Genomic DNA, 17,234 nt, shown 5'->3' with positions numbered 1-17,234 from the left:
ATGTTGCTCGTTCCTCAAGCTTCCAGAGCATCCGGCGCAACTGCCGCGGGAACGGTCAACCCCGGATGTCGAGCCAACGCCTCAGTGGTCAACCGAATACACAGTTGCAAGTTGTCGTTCCTGAAATTATCGAGAATGCTCACCATCTGTTGCGAGGCTGCTTCACGGGACAGGTGGGTTTCAGCATCAAGCCGTGTCAGCGCTCGTGAGCTGCGATCAATTATTTCGGCAAAGGCGTTCTGATGAGTCCTCAACAGATACTCGGCCCAGAACTCCTGCCCGCCGATCGACTCCGCCAGTTGTGAGGTCTGCTCGGTCTCGACCACCTCCCGGTAGGCATGATCAAGCTGCTCATCGGACACCTCGGCATCGAGCAACACATTCAATTCTCTGGGTTGTGCAGGCAATTGCAGTCGCTCGGCCAGCCGCACCCGATAAATCAGACTGATGTCCAATGCCTGACGGAAACTCAAAGACTCTGTCTGGGCTCGTCGGGCAACCTCGATCAACGCTTGTCGTTCCACCTCTTTTAGCCGAAACAGCCCCCGCAACAGGCCGATGAGTTCCCCTTCGAGGGTTTGCGTACCGGTACGGGCTGCCGCCGACGCCCGATAACACAACACCCGGACCTCAAGATCGCTGAACAACCCGGCGACGTTGACGGTGCTGACCCGTCCAACCCTGGCCATTCGAAACAGCGCACGGCGCAGGCGATCGTCTGCGCAGGCGGCCTCCAGCACATCCCACACACGCTGGCCCAGTTGCGCACGGGTTCGGGAAAAATCGGCAGTGTCACGCAGTCGCTGGAACACATCGAAAAAATCTCCAGAGTCCGGATCAGCGGCCAGCGAGGACAGTACTTCCTGCGCCCTGGCCACCGGTACATCCGACAAACCGCGTACCCACCCGGCGCCAGTCCTGTCGGCAGCCGGACGCAGCACATCAACGTATTCGGCAGGTACCACGCCGAGGCTGATGCCGTGCACTTGCTGATATTCGATGATGGCTTTCAGGCTCGCTGCCGACAGCGGGTTGCCGTCGATATTGGTGCCGCGATTGAGCACTGCGCGCGCGTTGAACACAGCCCGCGGTACATCGACAATTTTGTTGTCGCGCAGATCAAGGGTTTCCAGATGGGTCAGTCCATCGATATCCGTCGGCCACTCGCTGATCCCGGTTTCTCGCAGGTTCAGATGGCGCAAGCTGCGCATCGCGGCAAAACCCGGCGTGCGCGCCAAGGTCGGGTTCAGACTCAAATCGAGCGAACGCAAGAAGTCCGTGGTACCGGGCGCCAGAACCGCTCGGTCGGTCAGTTGAATCTGGTTGCTGCTCAAGTCCAGCCGGACCAGCCCGCTCATGTCCTCGATTGCCTGGGGGATGCGAGTCAGCCGATTCCCCGAGAGATCGAGCATGCGCAGGTGAGTGAAGTTGCGCAGAAAGCTGTTCAACCCCGCGCTGGCACCCACGCCACTCAATCGCAGGGTCGCGACGTGACTGAAATCGCCGATGAGCACCGGCAGGTCACCCAGTGGCAGAGCATCGAAGGACAGGTCATAGGAGAGCTGACCCTCAAAGAGACCGCTGCGGGTTTCCTTGCGCCATGCGCGTAAAATCAACTGCGCCGCACGGTGCTTACTGTGCCGGGGAACCTTGAGCCTTGAGCCGTCTGCCTCGTGATACCAGGTATCGCGCTGCGTCCAGCGCTCCAACGTGTCGACCAGTGTCTGGTACTGCTCGCGCATCTGCTCAAGCTTCCTGATGGCCAGCACATCGTCAGCATCGAGTGACGCGACAAAGCGCTCGATCTGCTCGGTCGAATGGGCGGGATACAGTTCCCGCGCACGACGCCTGATCGCCGCGGACCGGGGGACTACCGGGTCGGAATCGGCGAGTGTCTGCACCCAGGCTTGCTCGACCCGTCTGTCTGCCAGCCCCATCGGCGAACGGTAGTCAGCGTGCACCGGTTCGATACCCAGAACCTTCGCAAAGGCTTCGCGCCGATGCAGCGCCAACGCCGTGATTTTTTGCCGCAGACCTGTGCCATCGGCGTCACCGTCGACATCAATGGCCTTTCGGCTGAGTTCGGGCAGGCTTTCCCACAACGCCTGAAAGAAATGGGCGCGAGTGCGCGTCGGCTGCGTAGAGACGATTGTTTCTTGCTTGTTACGGCCCTGATAACGCTCGCTATAGGCTTCGATGACCACCTTGAACGGCGCATCCTCCGGACCGACCGTGGCCCGCTGATCGGCGTACACCCCCCAGTCGAGGATTTCCATCCTCACATCGCCGGGCCAGCCGGGAAGATGCACCAGAGTATCGAGCACCAGCAGATCCGCGTCATAGCCACTGGCCGCGTCCAGATACAGCCCCTCATAGGACCGATTCAGGCGCTGAATCTGTTGATAGCGGCGTGCTTCTTCTGCCACTCGCAACGGCACATTGCCGTCTGCCAGTTGCTCCCACTCCCGCACGTTGGCGTGCTGTACCAGCTCATCGGCAACGCTGGCGGACAAGTCGGCAAACGCGCTGCGGATCGGTTCGCTGAGAGGCTGTTGAGTGACGTCGGCGCGCCGATACAAGCGATCCATCAAGGCCATGCGCATACGCGGTGCGAGGCTGCCAATGTGGCTCGCAAGCAATTCGACCTGGTTTGTTTGTTCTGCAGTAGTTGCCCCCAACAGACGCGCTCGCTCCTTGTTGCTGAGCGCAGCCAGCAACGGCTGATAAAACTTGCCCTGGCGCAGCGCATCGTCGCTGATTTTGACTCGACGCGAAGCCGTTTCGCTGCCGTAACGTGCCACTTGCCCGTCGCCCACGGCGCTGACGATGATCGCCATGTCCCTGGGCCAGCGCCCGGCCGCCGTCAGCAGGTACAACTGCAAATCGGCATCCGCCAGCGACACAGACGAAGGCGAGGCCACCTGCTCGAGAAACGCTGCGACCTGCGCATCGGCGCCAAAGCGCTTGACCGAATCGGTCAACACCGCCATGGGATTGCCGCGCTGCACCAACAGTTGCCGCATCGCATCTTCATTGATACCGGTACTGGCGATCAGTTGCAGCGCGCGGGCTTCGGGCACCTGATCCTCGCGATACCCCAGACGCCGGAACAGCGTGAGCGTGTTCCAGTCTTGCGGCAGTTCCGAGTCGTGCCGCCAGGCACCTTCGCCGTTGGTTTCGAGCACTGGCGAATAGCGCGCCGACAACGGCGTGCTACTCACCTCCCACAATCCTGTTCCCCTGAGCGGATTGACCGCGAATGCATCAGATCCGAGCGATACGTAACGGTGATCGCCACGGCTGACCAGACCTTGGCTGTCGGCCGGCAGATGACGGGGAATGGCCTCTGGCTGACGATAGGCCGCCATGTCCGGATTCCACAACCGCCGAGATTGCGGCGCCACCGTGACACGCCGCAGACCCTGCACGAAACCCGACGCCCGCACGGTTTTGAAGGCTTTGCTCGCAGCTGTCCCACCGGCTGCAAAAGCCGCCATCAGAATCAGGTTTTCAAGGGTATCGAACAGACAATCGGTGGCGTGTTCCTGATCGCCGTGAGCCCAGCTGTCGATGCCTTCGTAAATCTCTTTGAGCAGTTGCAGGCCGGCGACCGCGAACATCACTTGACCGAGAACCGGGACGAAGGAGGCAAAGAACATCACGGTATTCAGGCCGACGGATTTATAGGTTTCCAGGCGCGCCAGACGTGTCTTGGCGTCTTCGGCATCGGTCGGCACGACCAGCAATAGCGAATCGGCGCGGACCTGCGCCGCACGATGGCGAAAAATCGCCAGAAACAGATCAAGCTTGGCGTCGCCTTCGGGATCGACGCCCGTCAGCGGTACAACCAGGCTGGCGTAGGGAAATTGACTGGGCTTGACGTTCAACAGTCGCCAGTTCAGCCCCGTGAGGAAGGTCGCGCGGTCCTCCAGTGAGATGAAACGCATGAAAAAGCTGCGGAATTCGGCATTTCTCAAGCGATTGCTCAATTCCAGTTCGAATGCCGAGAACGACGAGTATTCCTTCAGCGGATGATCCGGATCCTGCGGGATGTAAATCACGCAGCGGTAATCCTCGTCAGCGGCCTCGCTGACAGGACCGATGAACATCGGCCCTCTCAAAGTCACGCCAAGCATTTGCAGATTTTGATAACCCAGCGTGTTCTTGCCCAACTTGATCGAAGGTTGCGAATCCTTGACCGATTGCAGCATCAGATAAACATCCGCACCGATATATTCGCGCATGTAAGCAATATGTCGATCGACTTCGAACTGATCCCTCGCACAGGCAACGGAGGCAGCCTGCAAACTGGCAACTTGAGTGTCGTTACCAAACAGCGTTTCCACATGTTTCTTATATTCTTTACCCAAATCGAGATAACGACACAGCCTGGCGAACTCGTGGGGTTTGATCGATAACATTTGACTGGATCGTCCGGTCAAACGTGCCGGGACATACAGCAAAGAATCTTCGTGGTAGCTGTCGGCCAGGGTTTCCGACAATTCGAAATTCTCGCAGGCGGCCGTCAATACATCACGATCGATCGGCAGCACCAGTTTCTTTCGCAGCCCCAACAGACTGGAGGTGGAACGGATATGCTGGAAGATGGCCCCTTCAACTTCAAAGGGTTCGCCCAGCTTTTCAGACATGGCCTTGGCCAGTAGCGGTGTACAAAAACTTTGCGGGGATTGGAACGCCTTCAACTGTTCAAGTGCAGTGCTGCGGGATTTATAACTGGATTTGAGACTTTCATAGAGCTCACCGCGCAGAACTTCCGAGGCGGCAAGTAGCCAGGGCGGCATTTGTTTTTTGAACAGATCAAAAAACACGCCTTGTTGGGCAGGCGTCATGCTTGGCAATTTCGAGTGATGGCTAGCAACGTCCATGTTGAACAACCTTAATCTGAAGTGAGCATTCAGAATAAAGTCGAATGGACAATGGATACAGCGTGATTAGTTGATGAGTCAGCGCGCAAAACAACAACAATACGAAACTATAAAATACATAGTTAACGCACAGAATCTGATTCAGGATGAATCACGCTCGCAGAGTCGAGACCCTGCAAGCGCACTTTGCGTTACCAGAAACGTTGCTGAGTCAGGCGACTCCACCAGCTCAACAGCACGCGATCCACCGAACCGCTGGCGGCCATGCCAATGCGTTCCTGCAGACTTTTGCGCTCGGCGTAGTGCAGGTGATAGACCTCGGCTTTTTTCGCCCGGTCTGCCAGATATTCATCACTGGTCTTGAGCTCATCCACCAGCTGTTTATCCAGCGCCGCGACGCCGAGCCAGACTTCCCCGGTGGCCACATCGTCAATCGCCAGTTGCGGGCGATAACGGGCAACAAAGTTCTTGAACAGTTGATGGGTGATGTCCAGGTCTTCCTGAAACTTCTCCCGGCCCTTCTCGGTGTTTTCGCCAAACACGGTCAGGGTGCGCTTGTATTCGCCGGCGGTGAGGACTTCAAAGTCGATGTCGTGTTTCTTCAGCAAACGGTTGACGTTGGGCAGCTGAGCAACCACGCCGATCGAGCCAAGAATCGCAAACGGTGCGCTGATGATCTTCTCGCCGATGCACGCCATCATGTAGCCGCCGCTGGCCGCGACCTTGTCGATGCACACGGTCAACGGTACGCCGGCCTCGCGGATACGCGCCAGTTGCGAGGATGCCAGACCATAGCTGTGAACCATGCCGCCACCGCTTTCCAGACGCAGGACCACTTCGTCCTTTGGCGTGGCGAGCGTCAGCAGTGCGGTGATTTCATGGCGCAGGCTTTCGGTGGCCGAGGCCTTGATGTCGCCGTCGAAATCCAGCACGAACACACGCGATTTGGCTTCCGGCTGTTTCTTCTGCTTTTTCGCGTTTTTCTCGGATTTGGCCTCGCCCTTGCGCAAAGCCTTGAGCTGATCCTTGTCGAGCAACGTCTGCTCCAGGCGCTCACGCAGGCCCTTGTAGAAGTCATTGAGTTTGCTGACCTGCAACTGACCGGCCGATTTGCGCCGGCCCTTGCTGCGCAATGCGGCAAAACTGGCAAGCACGACCAGAATGGCGACCACCAGGGTGACGGTCTTGGCCAGAAAACTGGCGTATTCGGTGAAAAACTCCACAGAGACTCCTTAAACGATGCGCGGATGTGAGACACACGCGGGATGGCTCCAGCATACCCATGCGCCGGCTTGTCGGCCAGCCGTGAAACCTCTGGCAACACCCCTGTAACGGGCATTTCAAACAAGCGTATGTTTTTTCATTGACAGCTCTCCGCCATCCTCATAACCTCGCCACAACCTTCAACGTACCGGGATGACGCGGACGTGGGCAGCATCTACTTGATTCGACATGGCCAGGCCTCCTTTGGTGCAGACGACTATGACGTCCTGTCGCCGACCGGCGTGCGCCAGGCAGAAATCCTCGGTCAGCATCTCGCTGAACTGGGCATCAGCTTAGATCGCTGCCTCGCCGGTGACCTGCGTCGCCAGCAGCACACGGCCACCAGCGCGCTGGCGCAATACGCCGCCAAAGGGCTGCCGGTGCCGATCCTGGAAACCGATTCCGCGTTCAACGAATTCGATGCCGACGCGGTGATTCGCGCCCTGCTCCCGGACATGCTGGCTGACGAGCCGGAAGCCCTCGACATCCTGCGCAACGCCGCGCAGAACCGTGGCGAATTCCAACGCATTTTCGCTCTGATCATCGAGCGCTGGCTGGCCGGCACTTATGACACACCGGGGCTGGAAAGCTGGCTGGGTTTTGTCGAACGCGTGCAGGCCGGGTTGCACCGAATTCTGGATCTGGCCGACAAAAATCAAAAAATCGCCGTGTTCACCTCCGGCGGCACCATCACCGCCCTGCTCCACCTTATTACGCAAATGCCGGCAAAACAGGCCTTTGAATTGAACTGGCAAATCGTCAACACCTCGCTCAACCAGCTGAAGTTCCGCGGTCGCGAGGTGGCTTTGGCCTCCTTCAACAGTCACGCACATCTGCAACTGTTGAAGGCTCCGGAACTCATCACTTTCCGCTGAGTCCGGTTAACTGTGAACCTTGCTGTAATCAACCCATAAGGATCGAACCATGACCTCCGTAGCCGATGCCGTAAAAGCAATGCAAGCCAAGTTCAACCCAGCCGCTGCTGCCGGTCTGGATCTGGTCTTCGGTTTCAACATCACTGACGAAGGCAAGCAGTACGCGCTGATCGTCAAAGATGGCACCTGCGATATCCAGGAAGGCGAAAACCCGGACGCCAACTGCACGCTGGTGCTGGACAGCGAAACCCTGAAAGGTATCGTCAGCGGCGAAACCGACGGCATGCAGGCTTTCATGGGCGGCAAGCTGCGCGTTGAAGGCGACATGATGCTGTCGATGAAACTGTCCGAGCTGTTCCCGTCGTAATAGCGCTGTTCAGTTACACAAAAAATCCCGCCCCCTGTGGCGGGATTTTTGCGTTTCGACCCTGTAGGCGCTGCGCCACGCTGCGATCTTTCGTCCTTGTTTTTTCCAACCCGAAGGCAAAAGATCGCAGCCTCGTTTCACTCGACCGCTCCTGCAGGCGTCAAGCCCTGTATGACGCAGCCAGCAACTCTCGTGTATACGGATGCTGCGCCGCATCAAACAGCGCATTCGTCTCGCCATGCTCCACCACTTCGCCCTCTTTCATCACAATCAAGTCATGGGCCAACGCGCGCACCACCGCCAGATCGTGGCTGATGAACAGATAGGTCAGGCCATGCTCCGCCTGCAAACGTCGCAACAATCCAACGATCTGTTTTTGCACCGTGCGATCCAGTGCCGAGGTCGGCTCATCGAGCAAAATCAGATCTGGCTTGAGCACCAGTGCCCGGGCAATCGCGATGCGTTGCCGCTGCCCCCCGGAAAACTCGTGGGGATAGCGATGGCGAGTTGCCGGATCGAGGCCGACTTCACGCAGCACATCAATCACCGCCCTCTCACGCTCGTGGACGTTCAAATTGCTGTGCACCTGCAAACCTTCGGCGATGATCTGCGCCACGCACAGGCGCGGACTGAGACTGCCGAACGGATCCTGAAACACCACTTGCAGGCGTTTGCGCAGCGGCCTGAGTTGCTTGCCGCTCAAGTGTTCCAGCGCCTCGCCCTGAAAGCGGATGCTGCCTTGAGCGTCGATCAGACGCAGAATCGCCTGGCCCAACGTCGATTTACCGGAACCGGATTCGCCGACGATCCCCAAGGTCTTGCCGCGTTGAAGATTCAAGTCAATGCCGTTGACCGCGTGCAACCAGGATTTCGCGCGCAGCCAACCACCGCCCAAACGAAAGCGCACATTGAGATCGCGTACCTGCAGCAAATCCTCGGCAGGTTCCCGACACAATGCCTCGCCACCCGGCTCAGCGTTGAGCAATTCGATGCTGTAAGGATGTTGCGGCGCGCTGAACAACTGTTCGCAAGAAGCCTGCTCGACAATCACCCCGCCGCGCATGACCGCCACCCGCTGCGCGATATTACGCACCAGATTCAGATCATGACTGATGATCAGCAGCGCCATGCCGAGCCGTTCTTGCAGCTCCTTGAGCAGCAGCAGAATCTTGCGTTGCACGGTCACGTCCAGCGCCGTGGTCGGCTCGTCGGCAATCAACAACTGCGGCTCGCAGGCCAGCGCCATGGCGATCATCACCCGCTGGCGCTGACCGCCCGAGAGTTGATGCGGATAAGCCTTGAGCCGCTCGCGCGGGCGCTGAATACCGACCAGTTCGAGCAACTGCAGAATCCGTTGGCGCGCCGCCGCCCCCGCCAGTCCCTTGTGCAGCGCCAGGCTTTCGCCCAGTTGCCGTTCAATCGTATGTAATGGATTGAGCGAACTCATCGGCTCCTGAAAAATCATCGCGATGCGATTGCCACGCAGTTGCCGCAGATAGCGCTCATGTACGCCGAGCAGTTCCTCGCCGGCATAGCGGATGCTGCCGTCGATCCGCGTAATGGCCGGGTCAAGCAGTTGCAAAATGCTGTGCGCCGTCACCGATTTGCCAGAGCCGGACTCGCCGACCAGCGCCAGGCACTCGCCGGGACGGATATCGAGATCAATGCCGTGCACCACCGGCTGGCCATTGAAGGCGACGCGCAGGTCACGTATTTCGATCAGTTGTTCAGGCATATCAAGTCCTCGGATCAAACGCATCGCGGCAGGCCTCGCCGATGAAAACCAACAGTGACAGGATCAGCGCCAAGGCAAAGAACGCGGTCAAACCCAGCCACGGTGCTTGCAGATTGCTCTTGCCCTGGCCGATCAACTCGCCCAGCGAAGCGCTGCCGGCCGGCATGCCGAAACCGAGAAAGTCCAGCGCCGACAACGTCGCAATCGCTCCGGTGAGAATGAACGGCAGGTAGGTCAGCGTCGCGCTCATGGCGTTGGGCAGGATGTGTCGAACGATCACCTGCGCATCGCCCACCCCCAGCGCACGCGCGGCTTTCACGTACTCCAGACCGCGGCTGCGCAGGAACTCGGCCCGCACCACATCGACCAGGCTCAACCAGGAAAACAGCGCCATGATCCCCAGCAACCACCAGAAATTCGGTTCGACAAACCCGGACAGAATGATCAGCAGGTACAACACCGGCAGCCCCGACCACACCTCCAGCACGCGCTGACCGATCAGGTCGACCCAACCGCCGTAGTAACCTTGCAAGGCGCCGGCGGCGATGCCGATCAGCGCACTCGCCGCCGTCAGCGCCAAGGCAAACAGCAGCGACACGCGGGTGCCGAAAATCACCCGCGCCAGCACGTCCCGCGCCTGATCATCGGTACCCAGCCAGTTGTCGCCACTGGGCGGGCTCGGTGCAGGCTCGGTCAGGTCGTAATTGACCGTGTCGAACGCGAACGGAATCGGCGCAAACCAAATTCGCCCGCCCTGCCCTTCAATCAATTGCCGCACCTGCGCGCTGCGATAGTCCGGTTGAAACGGCAACTCACCGCCGAAATCCTGCTCGGTGTAGCGCTTGAACGCCGGGAAATACCATTCGCCCTGATACGTCACCAGCAGCGGTTTGTCATTGGCCACCAGTTCACCGCCAAGGCTCAGGCCGAACAGCGCGAGAAACAGCCACAAAGACCACCACCCGCGTCGGTGCGCCTTGAACCGCGCCCAGCGGCGCCGGCCGATTGGAGAAAATGTCAGCATCAGGCAGCCCTCGCGGTGAAGTCGATGCGCGGGTCGACCAGCGTGTAGCAGAGGTCGCCGAGCAGTTTTATCAGCAGGCCGAACAGGGTGAAGATGAACAGCGAACCGAACACCACCGGATAGTCGCGCGCGACCGCCGCTTCGTAACTGAGGCGGCCGAGGCCATCGAGGGAAAAGATCACTTCGATCAACAGCGAGCCGCCGAAGAACACCGTCACCAAGGCTTGCGGCAAACCGGCGACGACCAGCAGCATCGCATTGCGAAACACATGGCCATACAGCACCTGCTTTTCACTCAGGCCCTTGGCCCGCGCGGTCACTACGTATAGCCGCGAGATCTCGTTGAGAAAGCTGTTCTTGGTCAGAATGGTCAACGTGGCGAAACCGCCGATGACCAAGGCAATCACCGGCAACACCAAGTGCCAGAAATAGTCGGCCACCTTGGCCCATGGCGACAGCTCGGCAAAGTTGTCCGAGACCAGCCCGCGTACCGGAAACCAGTCCAGCGCCGTGCCGCCGGCAAACACCACGATCAGCAGCAGCGCGAAGAGAAATCCGGGCAGCGCATAACCGACGATGATCGCCACGCTGCTCCAGACATCAAATGCCGAGCCGTTGTGCACGGCTTTGCGAATGCCCAGCGGAATCGACACCAGATAGGTGATCAACGTCGCCCACAGACCCAGCGACAAGGTCACCGGCAGCTTCTGCCGGATCAGTTCAATGACGCTGGCACCGCGAAAGAAACTCTGACCGAAGTCCAGCCGCGCATAGCTTTTGAGCATCAGCCACAAACGCTCGCTGGCGGGTTTGTCGAAGCCGTACTGACGCTCGATATCGGCCACCAGTTTCGGGTCGAGCCCTCGGGTCGCGCGGGATTCGCCACCCACCGTTTCGACATGGCTGGAGCCCACCGCCGCGCCGACGCCAATCCCCTGCAAGCGCGCAATGGCCTGTTCCACCGGACCACCGGGCGCGGCTTGCACGATGACGAAATTGACCAACAAAATCGCCAGTAAGGTCGGCACAATCAGCAGCAGGCGCCGCAGGCTATAACCCCACATGGGCGTACTCCTTGTGCATCTGGTTGGCGCTCAGTGCGGTCGGGCTGATTTCCCACCAGGTGTCGAGGCCGGCGTCGTACAGCGGCGCAATCGCCGGTCGACCGAAGCGGTTCCACCACACCGTGGAAATCCCCGGCGGGTAATAGTTGGGCACCCAGTAGTAGCCCCACTGCAACACCCGATCCAGAGCATGCGCGTGGCGCAGCAGGCTCTCGCGGTTGTCGGCCTGCACCAGCCCTTCAAGCAGTGCATCGACGGCCGGATCGCGCAGCACCATGTAATTGTTCGAGCCGGGATCATCGGCATCGTCAGAGCCGAAGTAATTGAACATCTCGCGCCCGGGCGCCTGACTCACCGGGTAAGCGGCGACGATCATGTCGTAATCGCGATTGCGTACGCGGTTGTTGTATTGCGCGGTGTCGACCTGGCGAATATCGAAACCGATGCCGATCTGCGCGAGATTGCGTTTGAAGGGCAATAACAGTCGTTCGAAACCTTTCTGACCGTTAAGGAAAGTGAAGTGCAACGGCTCGCCATTGGCGTTCACCAATTGATCGCCACGGGGCTTCCAGCCAGCGGCTTCGAGCAATTTCAAGGCCTGCAATTGCTCGGCGCGGATGTTACCGCTGCCGTCGGTTTTCGGCGCTTCAAACACCTTCGTAAAGACTTCTTCGGGAATCCGCCCGCGCAACGGCTGCAGAATTTTCAGCTCTTCGGCGTCCGGCAACTGCCTGGCCGCCAATGCGCTGTGCGAGAAGTAGCTGTGTTGGCGCAGGTACATACCGCGCATCATCTGCCGGTTGGTCCAGTCGAAATCCCAGAGCATGGCGATCGCCTGGCGCACCCGACGATCCTGAAACGGCGGTTTCTGCAGATTGAACACAAAGCCTTGCGCGCCTTGAGCGGCACCGGGTGCAAGATGTTCGCGGAGCAATTTGCCTTGCTCCAGTGCGGCCCCTGCGTAACCGATGGTGAAACTGGTGGCGGAGAACTCGCGGTTGTAATCAAAGCCGCCGGCCTTGAGCACCTGCCGTGACACGTCGGTGTCGGCGAAGAACTCCACGCTCAGTTGATCGAAGTTGTACAGCCCACGCGTGATCGGCAGATCCTTCGCCCACCAGTCCTGCACCCGCTGAAATTTCACACTGCGCCCGGCATCCACCGCGCTGATGCGATACGGACCGCTGCCGGGCGGGATCTCGAAACCGCCGCCCTCGGCAAAATCGCGGCTACGCCACCAATGCTCGGGCAGCACCGGCAGTGTCGCCAGGTCCAGCGGCAAGGTGCGGCTGTCGTTGTTTTTGAAGAGGAAGCGCACTTGCGTGGGCGACTCCACGACGACTTCAGCGACATCGCGAAACTGCTGGCGATATTTGAGGCTGCCCTGGGTGGTGAACAGTTCGAAGGTGTAACGCACGTCTTCGGCGGTGATCGGCGTGCCGTCGTCGAAACGTGCCCTCGGGTTCAGGTAGAAACGCAACCAGCGGCGGTCCGGATCCAGCTCCATCTGCTGCGCTACCAGGCCGTAGACGCTGTAAGGCTCGTCCTTGCTGCGATAGGCCAGCGGTGCGTAGAGCCAGCCATCAATATCGGCCACGCCAGTGCCTTTGTCGGTGTAGGGAATCAGGTGGTCGAACGGGCCGCTTTCCAGCGAGGACCGGCGCAGGCTGCCGCCCTTCGGTGCGTCGGGGTTGGCGTAAGCCAGGTGCTGGAAATCGGCGGCGTATTTGGCGGGTTCGCCGTAGACCGTTAACGCCGGTTGCGGGGCGGCCCAACCGAGCGGAGTCAGAAGCGCACACGCGCTGAATAAAATGAGCCTGGAGAACATGGGCAGATCCTTTTACACGGTGCTGCTACTGGCCTCTTCGCGAGCAGGCTCACTCCTACAAAGGTCTGCGGTGAACACAAATCCAATGTAGGAGTGAGCCTGCTCGCGATAACGCCGGAACAGTCACCACACATCCTGCTGCCTACCTGTGATGTGCAACAGGCCGGCGATTTTTATAGGGCGGGCTTTAGATCAATAGGTGACTAAAACCCGCCACCTCTGATCATTTTCAGAACTTGTAACTGACCCGCGTGTACAGCGTCCGCCCAAACGGATCGCCATATTTCGGGTCGTAGCCGCTCTGGAATGTGTAGGTCTGGTTGCTGAAGGGTGGTTCGCGGTCGAACAGGTTTTTCGCCCCGAGCGTCACGCTCAGGGTCTTGCGCCAGGTGTAAGTGCCGGCCAGGTCCCAGACGTTGTACGAACCCACGTAATCGTGCGTGTCGCGATCAGAGTCGTGGTAACCGCTGGTGTAGCGGTTGGTCAGTGCGGCGCCAAACGGCCCGTAGTTCCAGCTGCCGGTCAGGCTGTGCCGCCAGCGCGCCACGGCGCCCGCCGAAGCGAAATCACCGCCACGGAAATCGCCCAGTTTGTCGATGTAGTCGCCCTTGAGCTGTTGCTGATAGTCATAACGGGTGACGTAAGTGCCTTGCAGGCCGACGCCGAAGTTGCCGTACGGGGTGCTCGGCAGACGGTAATCGAAGCTGACGTCGACGCCGTTGGTCTTGATCTTGCCGAGGTTGGCCAGCCCGGTGACGATGTGGTCGATGGAGCCATCCGGCTTGCGGACCAGGCGATCCGGGTACAGCTCGGGATTCTCGAACACCGCCGACTCGGGGAATTCGGCAATCTGGTTGGCAATGTCGATCCACCAGAAATCCAGCCCGGCGCTCAGGCGCTCAAACGGCTGATAGACGAACCCGAGGGTGACGTTGCGCGCCGTTTCCGGGCTGAGGTCAGTATTGCCACCGCTGATGCGATTGAACTGCTGCGCGCAATCGCGGTTGGCAATGCCGCCATTGCTCGGGTTGCCGCCAGCGCACAAGCGCGGATCGTTGTAGTTGGCGTTGGTGAAACTGGTGAAGGTCGGGTTGTACAGCTCATACAAAGACGGCGCGCGGAACCCTTCACTGTAGGCACCGCGCACTACCAGTTGCTTGAACGGCTGGAAGCGGAACGAGTACTTCGGATTGGTGGTGCTGCCAAAATCGCTGTACTTGTCATGGCGTACGGCAGCGGACAGTTCGAGGCTGTCGAGCACCGGCACGTTGACCTCGGCGTATTCGGCCGAGACGCTGCGATCCCCGGCCACGCTGCCGTTGGGATCGACACCGAGGCTTTGCACATCGCCGGCAAACTGGGCGAAATCCTGATGGAAATCTTCCTTGCGATACTCGCCGCCGAGCGCCAATGCCGAAGGGCCGGCACCGAACCAGTCGCCGATTTCACGACTGATGCGCCCGTCGATAGCCTTCACGCGCCCGACCGCCGTGGCGTAATCACCGTCCACCGCGTTGGCCGCCAACAGCGCCGAACCGGCAGCCGTCTGCGGGCCGAACGGGTTGATCACGCCATTGGCAATACCGGCGCTGACGGCGCGGTCGTTGACGTAACCGTCCTGAATGCTATTGACCACTTTGTTCTGGTTGTACGAGGCACCGAGGTTGTAATCCCAACCCGCCAGTGTGCCGTCAAAACTCAAGAGCAAGCGTTGTCCGGTGTTGTCGTCCTCATGCTGGCGCGCGCCGACGGCGGTTTCGCGCCAGTTCACGTCGACCGGTTGCGTCGGGTCGAGGGCAAAACCGTTCGGCCCGGGGGTGATGCCGTTGCCCGGATAGAATGCGGTGCCGGGGTTGACCTGATTGCCCATCAAGGTGCCAGGACCGATCTGTGTGCGGTTTTCGTTACGCGCCCAGAAATATTCGAGGCTGACATTGTGATCGTCCGACAGCTTGCCGGTGGCTTTGGCGAAGGCCGAAGTCTTCTCCGTTTCCGGCACCAGATCGAGGTAATTCCACAGGCTCTGCCGGCAGATACCGTTACGCGCCAGCAATCCCGGTGCGTTGCAGCCGGAGCCGGCCAAGGGATTGGTGGCGTTACTGCCTTGGCTCCAGTTGGCCGGCGATGCGGTGCCGGAGGTGTAATCGAGCCCGCGGTTCGGTTGATAGTTGTAGGTGTAACCACGGTCTTCAGCGGCCAGGCGTTGCTGTTTGTCATAGCTGACCACGCCGAACACGTTGAAGCGATCATCCTGCAGATCGCCGAAGCCCCAACTGCCGCTGAAGTTGCGGCTTTCACCGCCACCGGAATGCGTCGGTGTGTCGTAGTTGGTGCTGATCTGCCCTTCCGTCAGGCTGGTTTTGGTGATGAAGTTGATCACCCCGCCAATCGCATCGGTGCCGTACAACGCCGAAGCGCCATCGCGCAGCACTTCCACGCGGTCAATCGCGGCGAACGGGATGGTGTTGAGGTCGACACCCGAGCCGTTGATCGCATTGGTAGCGTTGTTGCTCAAACGGCGGCCGTTCAGCAACACCAGAGTCTTGTTCGGCCCTATGCCCCGCAGATCGGCATATGAAGCCCCGCCACTGCTTGACCCAACCGAACGCCCGGAGCCGACCGAAGACTGGTTGGCGGATATCCGGCTGACCAGTTCTTCCGTAGTAGTCACGCCCTGCTCGCGCAATTCTTCGACGCGCAGGATGGTGACCGGCACCGCGGTTTCTGCATCGACCCGGCGGATTGCCGTACCCGTGACTTCGACACGCTGCAGTTGGGTGGTCGGTTCAGTTGCGCTATCGGCGGCGATGGCCGGGAGCGTGTTGATTGCCAGCAGCAAGGCCAGGCTCAAAGGTGATTTGACGGGTGAAAACTGGATCATGAACAGCCATCCCTGCGTTTTGGTTTATGCAGGGATGTGCGGTGACACAGGAAGATTTATAGAGGGCGATTTAGACCGTTGAGTGATGAGGTTATGCAAAAAATGCCAAGCGCACATCAGGCCTGTGCCATCTCCCTGAGTAATCGGGTATCCAGTCCAAACCGCTCCTGAGAGACCATTTTGAACTGCCCTTCTGCCAGTTCGCAGCTCACCAGCAGATTCCACGAATGCCGGGTGGCCGCCGAAGGAATCAGCACAAACGGATGCTCGGACAATAAAGCGTCGGCAAACTGCTGCTGATTGGGTGAAGGCGGTGCCGGGCTCAACCAGTTGGGATTGGGCACTTCTTCTGGCTGTACGATTCTGACCTTTGCGTCGCTGATGACCTCGAAACACGTCAGCACATAGGGTTCACTGTCCAGCACATCGAAGCTGTGATTGGCTGCCACTTCCAGAATGGCCGAGGACGGGTCGACGGATGCATAAACCACTCGCCGGCCGGGTACATTCCATCGTCCTCCGTTCAGCTCGGAACCAATGCCGCTGTCCCAGGTGCATCCGTAGACTTCGGGATCCAGCCGCCAGGCATACCAGCGCTCGTCCCAAGGCAAGGGATTCATTGGTGTACTCCATAAATGATCCGGCCCAGGTATTGCTCCACCATCTGGAAACCCAGTGGATGTCGGGTCAATTCCAACGGCACGCGACCGTTCAGGTAGGGAGTGGGCTGCTGCATCCACGCCTCGGCCTTTGATTGACGCCCGAATGCCCGAATAGCCATCTGCAGCACCAACGCATATTGATAGGCGACGACGCTCTGCTGCGGGTCAAGGCGCATCGATTTGCCTTCCTTCATGAGCCGGCGCACGGTTCTGACAGACTTGCCGGTGATACGTTTGACCATCTCGCCTTGCTGGTACAGCTCGGACGTGGAAAGCATGTTGACCACGTCGCTCAGCTCAAAGCCCTCGTCCGTCAGGTGGACGATCAGCAGCGCATCGTCGCCTATGTTCTGGCCATGCACGAGTAAATCGACAGGTTTGCCTTCGACCTTTTTCAGGCCAGTAAGCCGGGGCGTTTTTGCTGCGGGCATCGGGACATCCTCCATGGGGCATCTGGCGCGGTCATCGCGCCAGGCATACCGATGGGAATAAGCAGGCGATTCATGCTCGAGGTGTGAGGTACGCATAATTGATCCTTGATCTGGGAGCCTGAGCGTTCAAACCGCTCAGCGACTTCAATGTCAGGTCCGATGCTATAGAACGCGCTTCCGACGACCAACCTGAAAAAGTCGTCGGAAATATCCCCCGC

The 17,234-nt window shown here is 59.4% G+C and carries 11 protein-coding genes; 2 read left to right on the top strand and 9 right to left on the bottom strand.

Annotated features, from left to right (window positions below):
• Nucleotides 1-14: 14 nt before the first annotated feature.
• Complete coding sequence (locus P3G59_RS13285; protein ID WP_277761914.1) at nt 15-4,886, bottom strand: NEL-type E3 ubiquitin ligase domain-containing protein; 4,872 nt, start codon at nt 4,884-4,886, stop codon at nt 15-17.
• A 191-nt stretch (nt 4,887-5,077) separates the two neighbouring features.
• On the bottom strand, nt 5,078-6,109 hold the full coding sequence (gene sohB / locus P3G59_RS13280; protein ID WP_277761913.1) for a protease SohB: 1,032 nt from the start codon (nt 6,107-6,109) through the stop codon (nt 5,078-5,080).
• 204 nt (nt 6,110-6,313) lie between these two features.
• Here sohB and P3G59_RS13275 point away from each other — a divergent pair, with 204 nt between their 5' ends.
• Both P3G59_RS13275 and P3G59_RS13270 read left to right on the top strand, forming a co-directional pair.
• Nucleotides 6,314-7,024 (top strand): histidine phosphatase family protein, encoded by a 711-nt coding sequence (locus tag P3G59_RS13275; protein ID WP_277761912.1) that lies wholly within the window; start codon nt 6,314-6,316, stop codon nt 7,022-7,024.
• Nucleotides 7,025-7,073: 49 nt separating this feature from the next.
• Nucleotides 7,074-7,391, top strand: a complete 318-nt coding sequence (locus P3G59_RS13270) for an SCP2 sterol-binding domain-containing protein (RefSeq protein WP_277761911.1) — start codon at nt 7,074-7,076, stop codon at nt 7,389-7,391.
• 160 nt (nt 7,392-7,551) lie between these two features.
• On the opposite strand, the gene P3G59_RS13265 is transcribed toward P3G59_RS13270, so the two are convergent.
• The 7 genes from P3G59_RS13265 to P3G59_RS13235 form a co-directional block, all read right to left on the bottom strand.
• A complete protein-coding gene (locus P3G59_RS13265; RefSeq protein ID WP_277761910.1) occupies nt 7,552-9,126 on the bottom strand; it encodes an ABC transporter ATP-binding protein in 1,575 nt (524 codons plus the stop codon).
• 1 nt (nt 9,127) lies between these two features.
• A complete protein-coding gene (locus P3G59_RS13260; protein ID WP_277761909.1) occupies nt 9,128-10,150 on the bottom strand; it encodes an ABC transporter permease in 1,023 nt (340 codons plus the stop codon).
• Nucleotides 10,150-11,214, bottom strand: coding sequence for a microcin C ABC transporter permease YejB (locus P3G59_RS13255; RefSeq protein ID WP_277761908.1), 1,065 nt, complete (start codon nt 11,212-11,214; stop codon nt 10,150-10,152). Before P3G59_RS13255 ends, P3G59_RS13260 begins: the two co-directional genes overlap by 1 nt.
• A complete protein-coding gene (locus tag P3G59_RS13250) occupies nt 11,201-13,042 on the bottom strand; it encodes an extracellular solute-binding protein (RefSeq protein ID WP_277761907.1) in 1,842 nt (613 codons plus the stop codon). The genes P3G59_RS13255 and P3G59_RS13250 overlap by 14 nt, the downstream gene beginning before the upstream one ends.
• Nucleotides 13,043-13,271: 229 nt before the next feature.
• Nucleotides 13,272-15,923 (bottom strand): TonB-dependent receptor, encoded by a 2,652-nt coding sequence (locus tag P3G59_RS13245; protein WP_277761906.1) that lies wholly within the window; start codon nt 15,921-15,923, stop codon nt 13,272-13,274.
• A gap of 116 nt (nt 15,924-16,039) precedes the next feature.
• Entirely contained in the window at nt 16,040-16,543 is a 504-nt protein-coding gene (locus P3G59_RS13240) for an RES domain-containing protein (protein WP_277761905.1), read from the bottom strand.
• A complete protein-coding gene (locus tag P3G59_RS13235) occupies nt 16,540-17,016 on the bottom strand; it encodes an antitoxin Xre/MbcA/ParS toxin-binding domain-containing protein (protein WP_277761904.1) in 477 nt (158 codons plus the stop codon). The genes P3G59_RS13240 and P3G59_RS13235 overlap by 4 nt, the downstream gene beginning before the upstream one ends.
• Nucleotides 17,017-17,234: the final 218 nt, after the last annotated feature.

Origin of the sequence: Pseudomonas sp. A34-9, from assembly GCF_029543085.1 — a bacterium.
In the GTDB taxonomy this organism is placed as follows: Bacteria; Pseudomonadota; Gammaproteobacteria; order Pseudomonadales; family Pseudomonadaceae; genus Aquipseudomonas.
The sequence above is the reverse complement of the archived record's forward strand: the minus strand, read 5'-3'. Positions and strand labels throughout refer to the sequence as shown.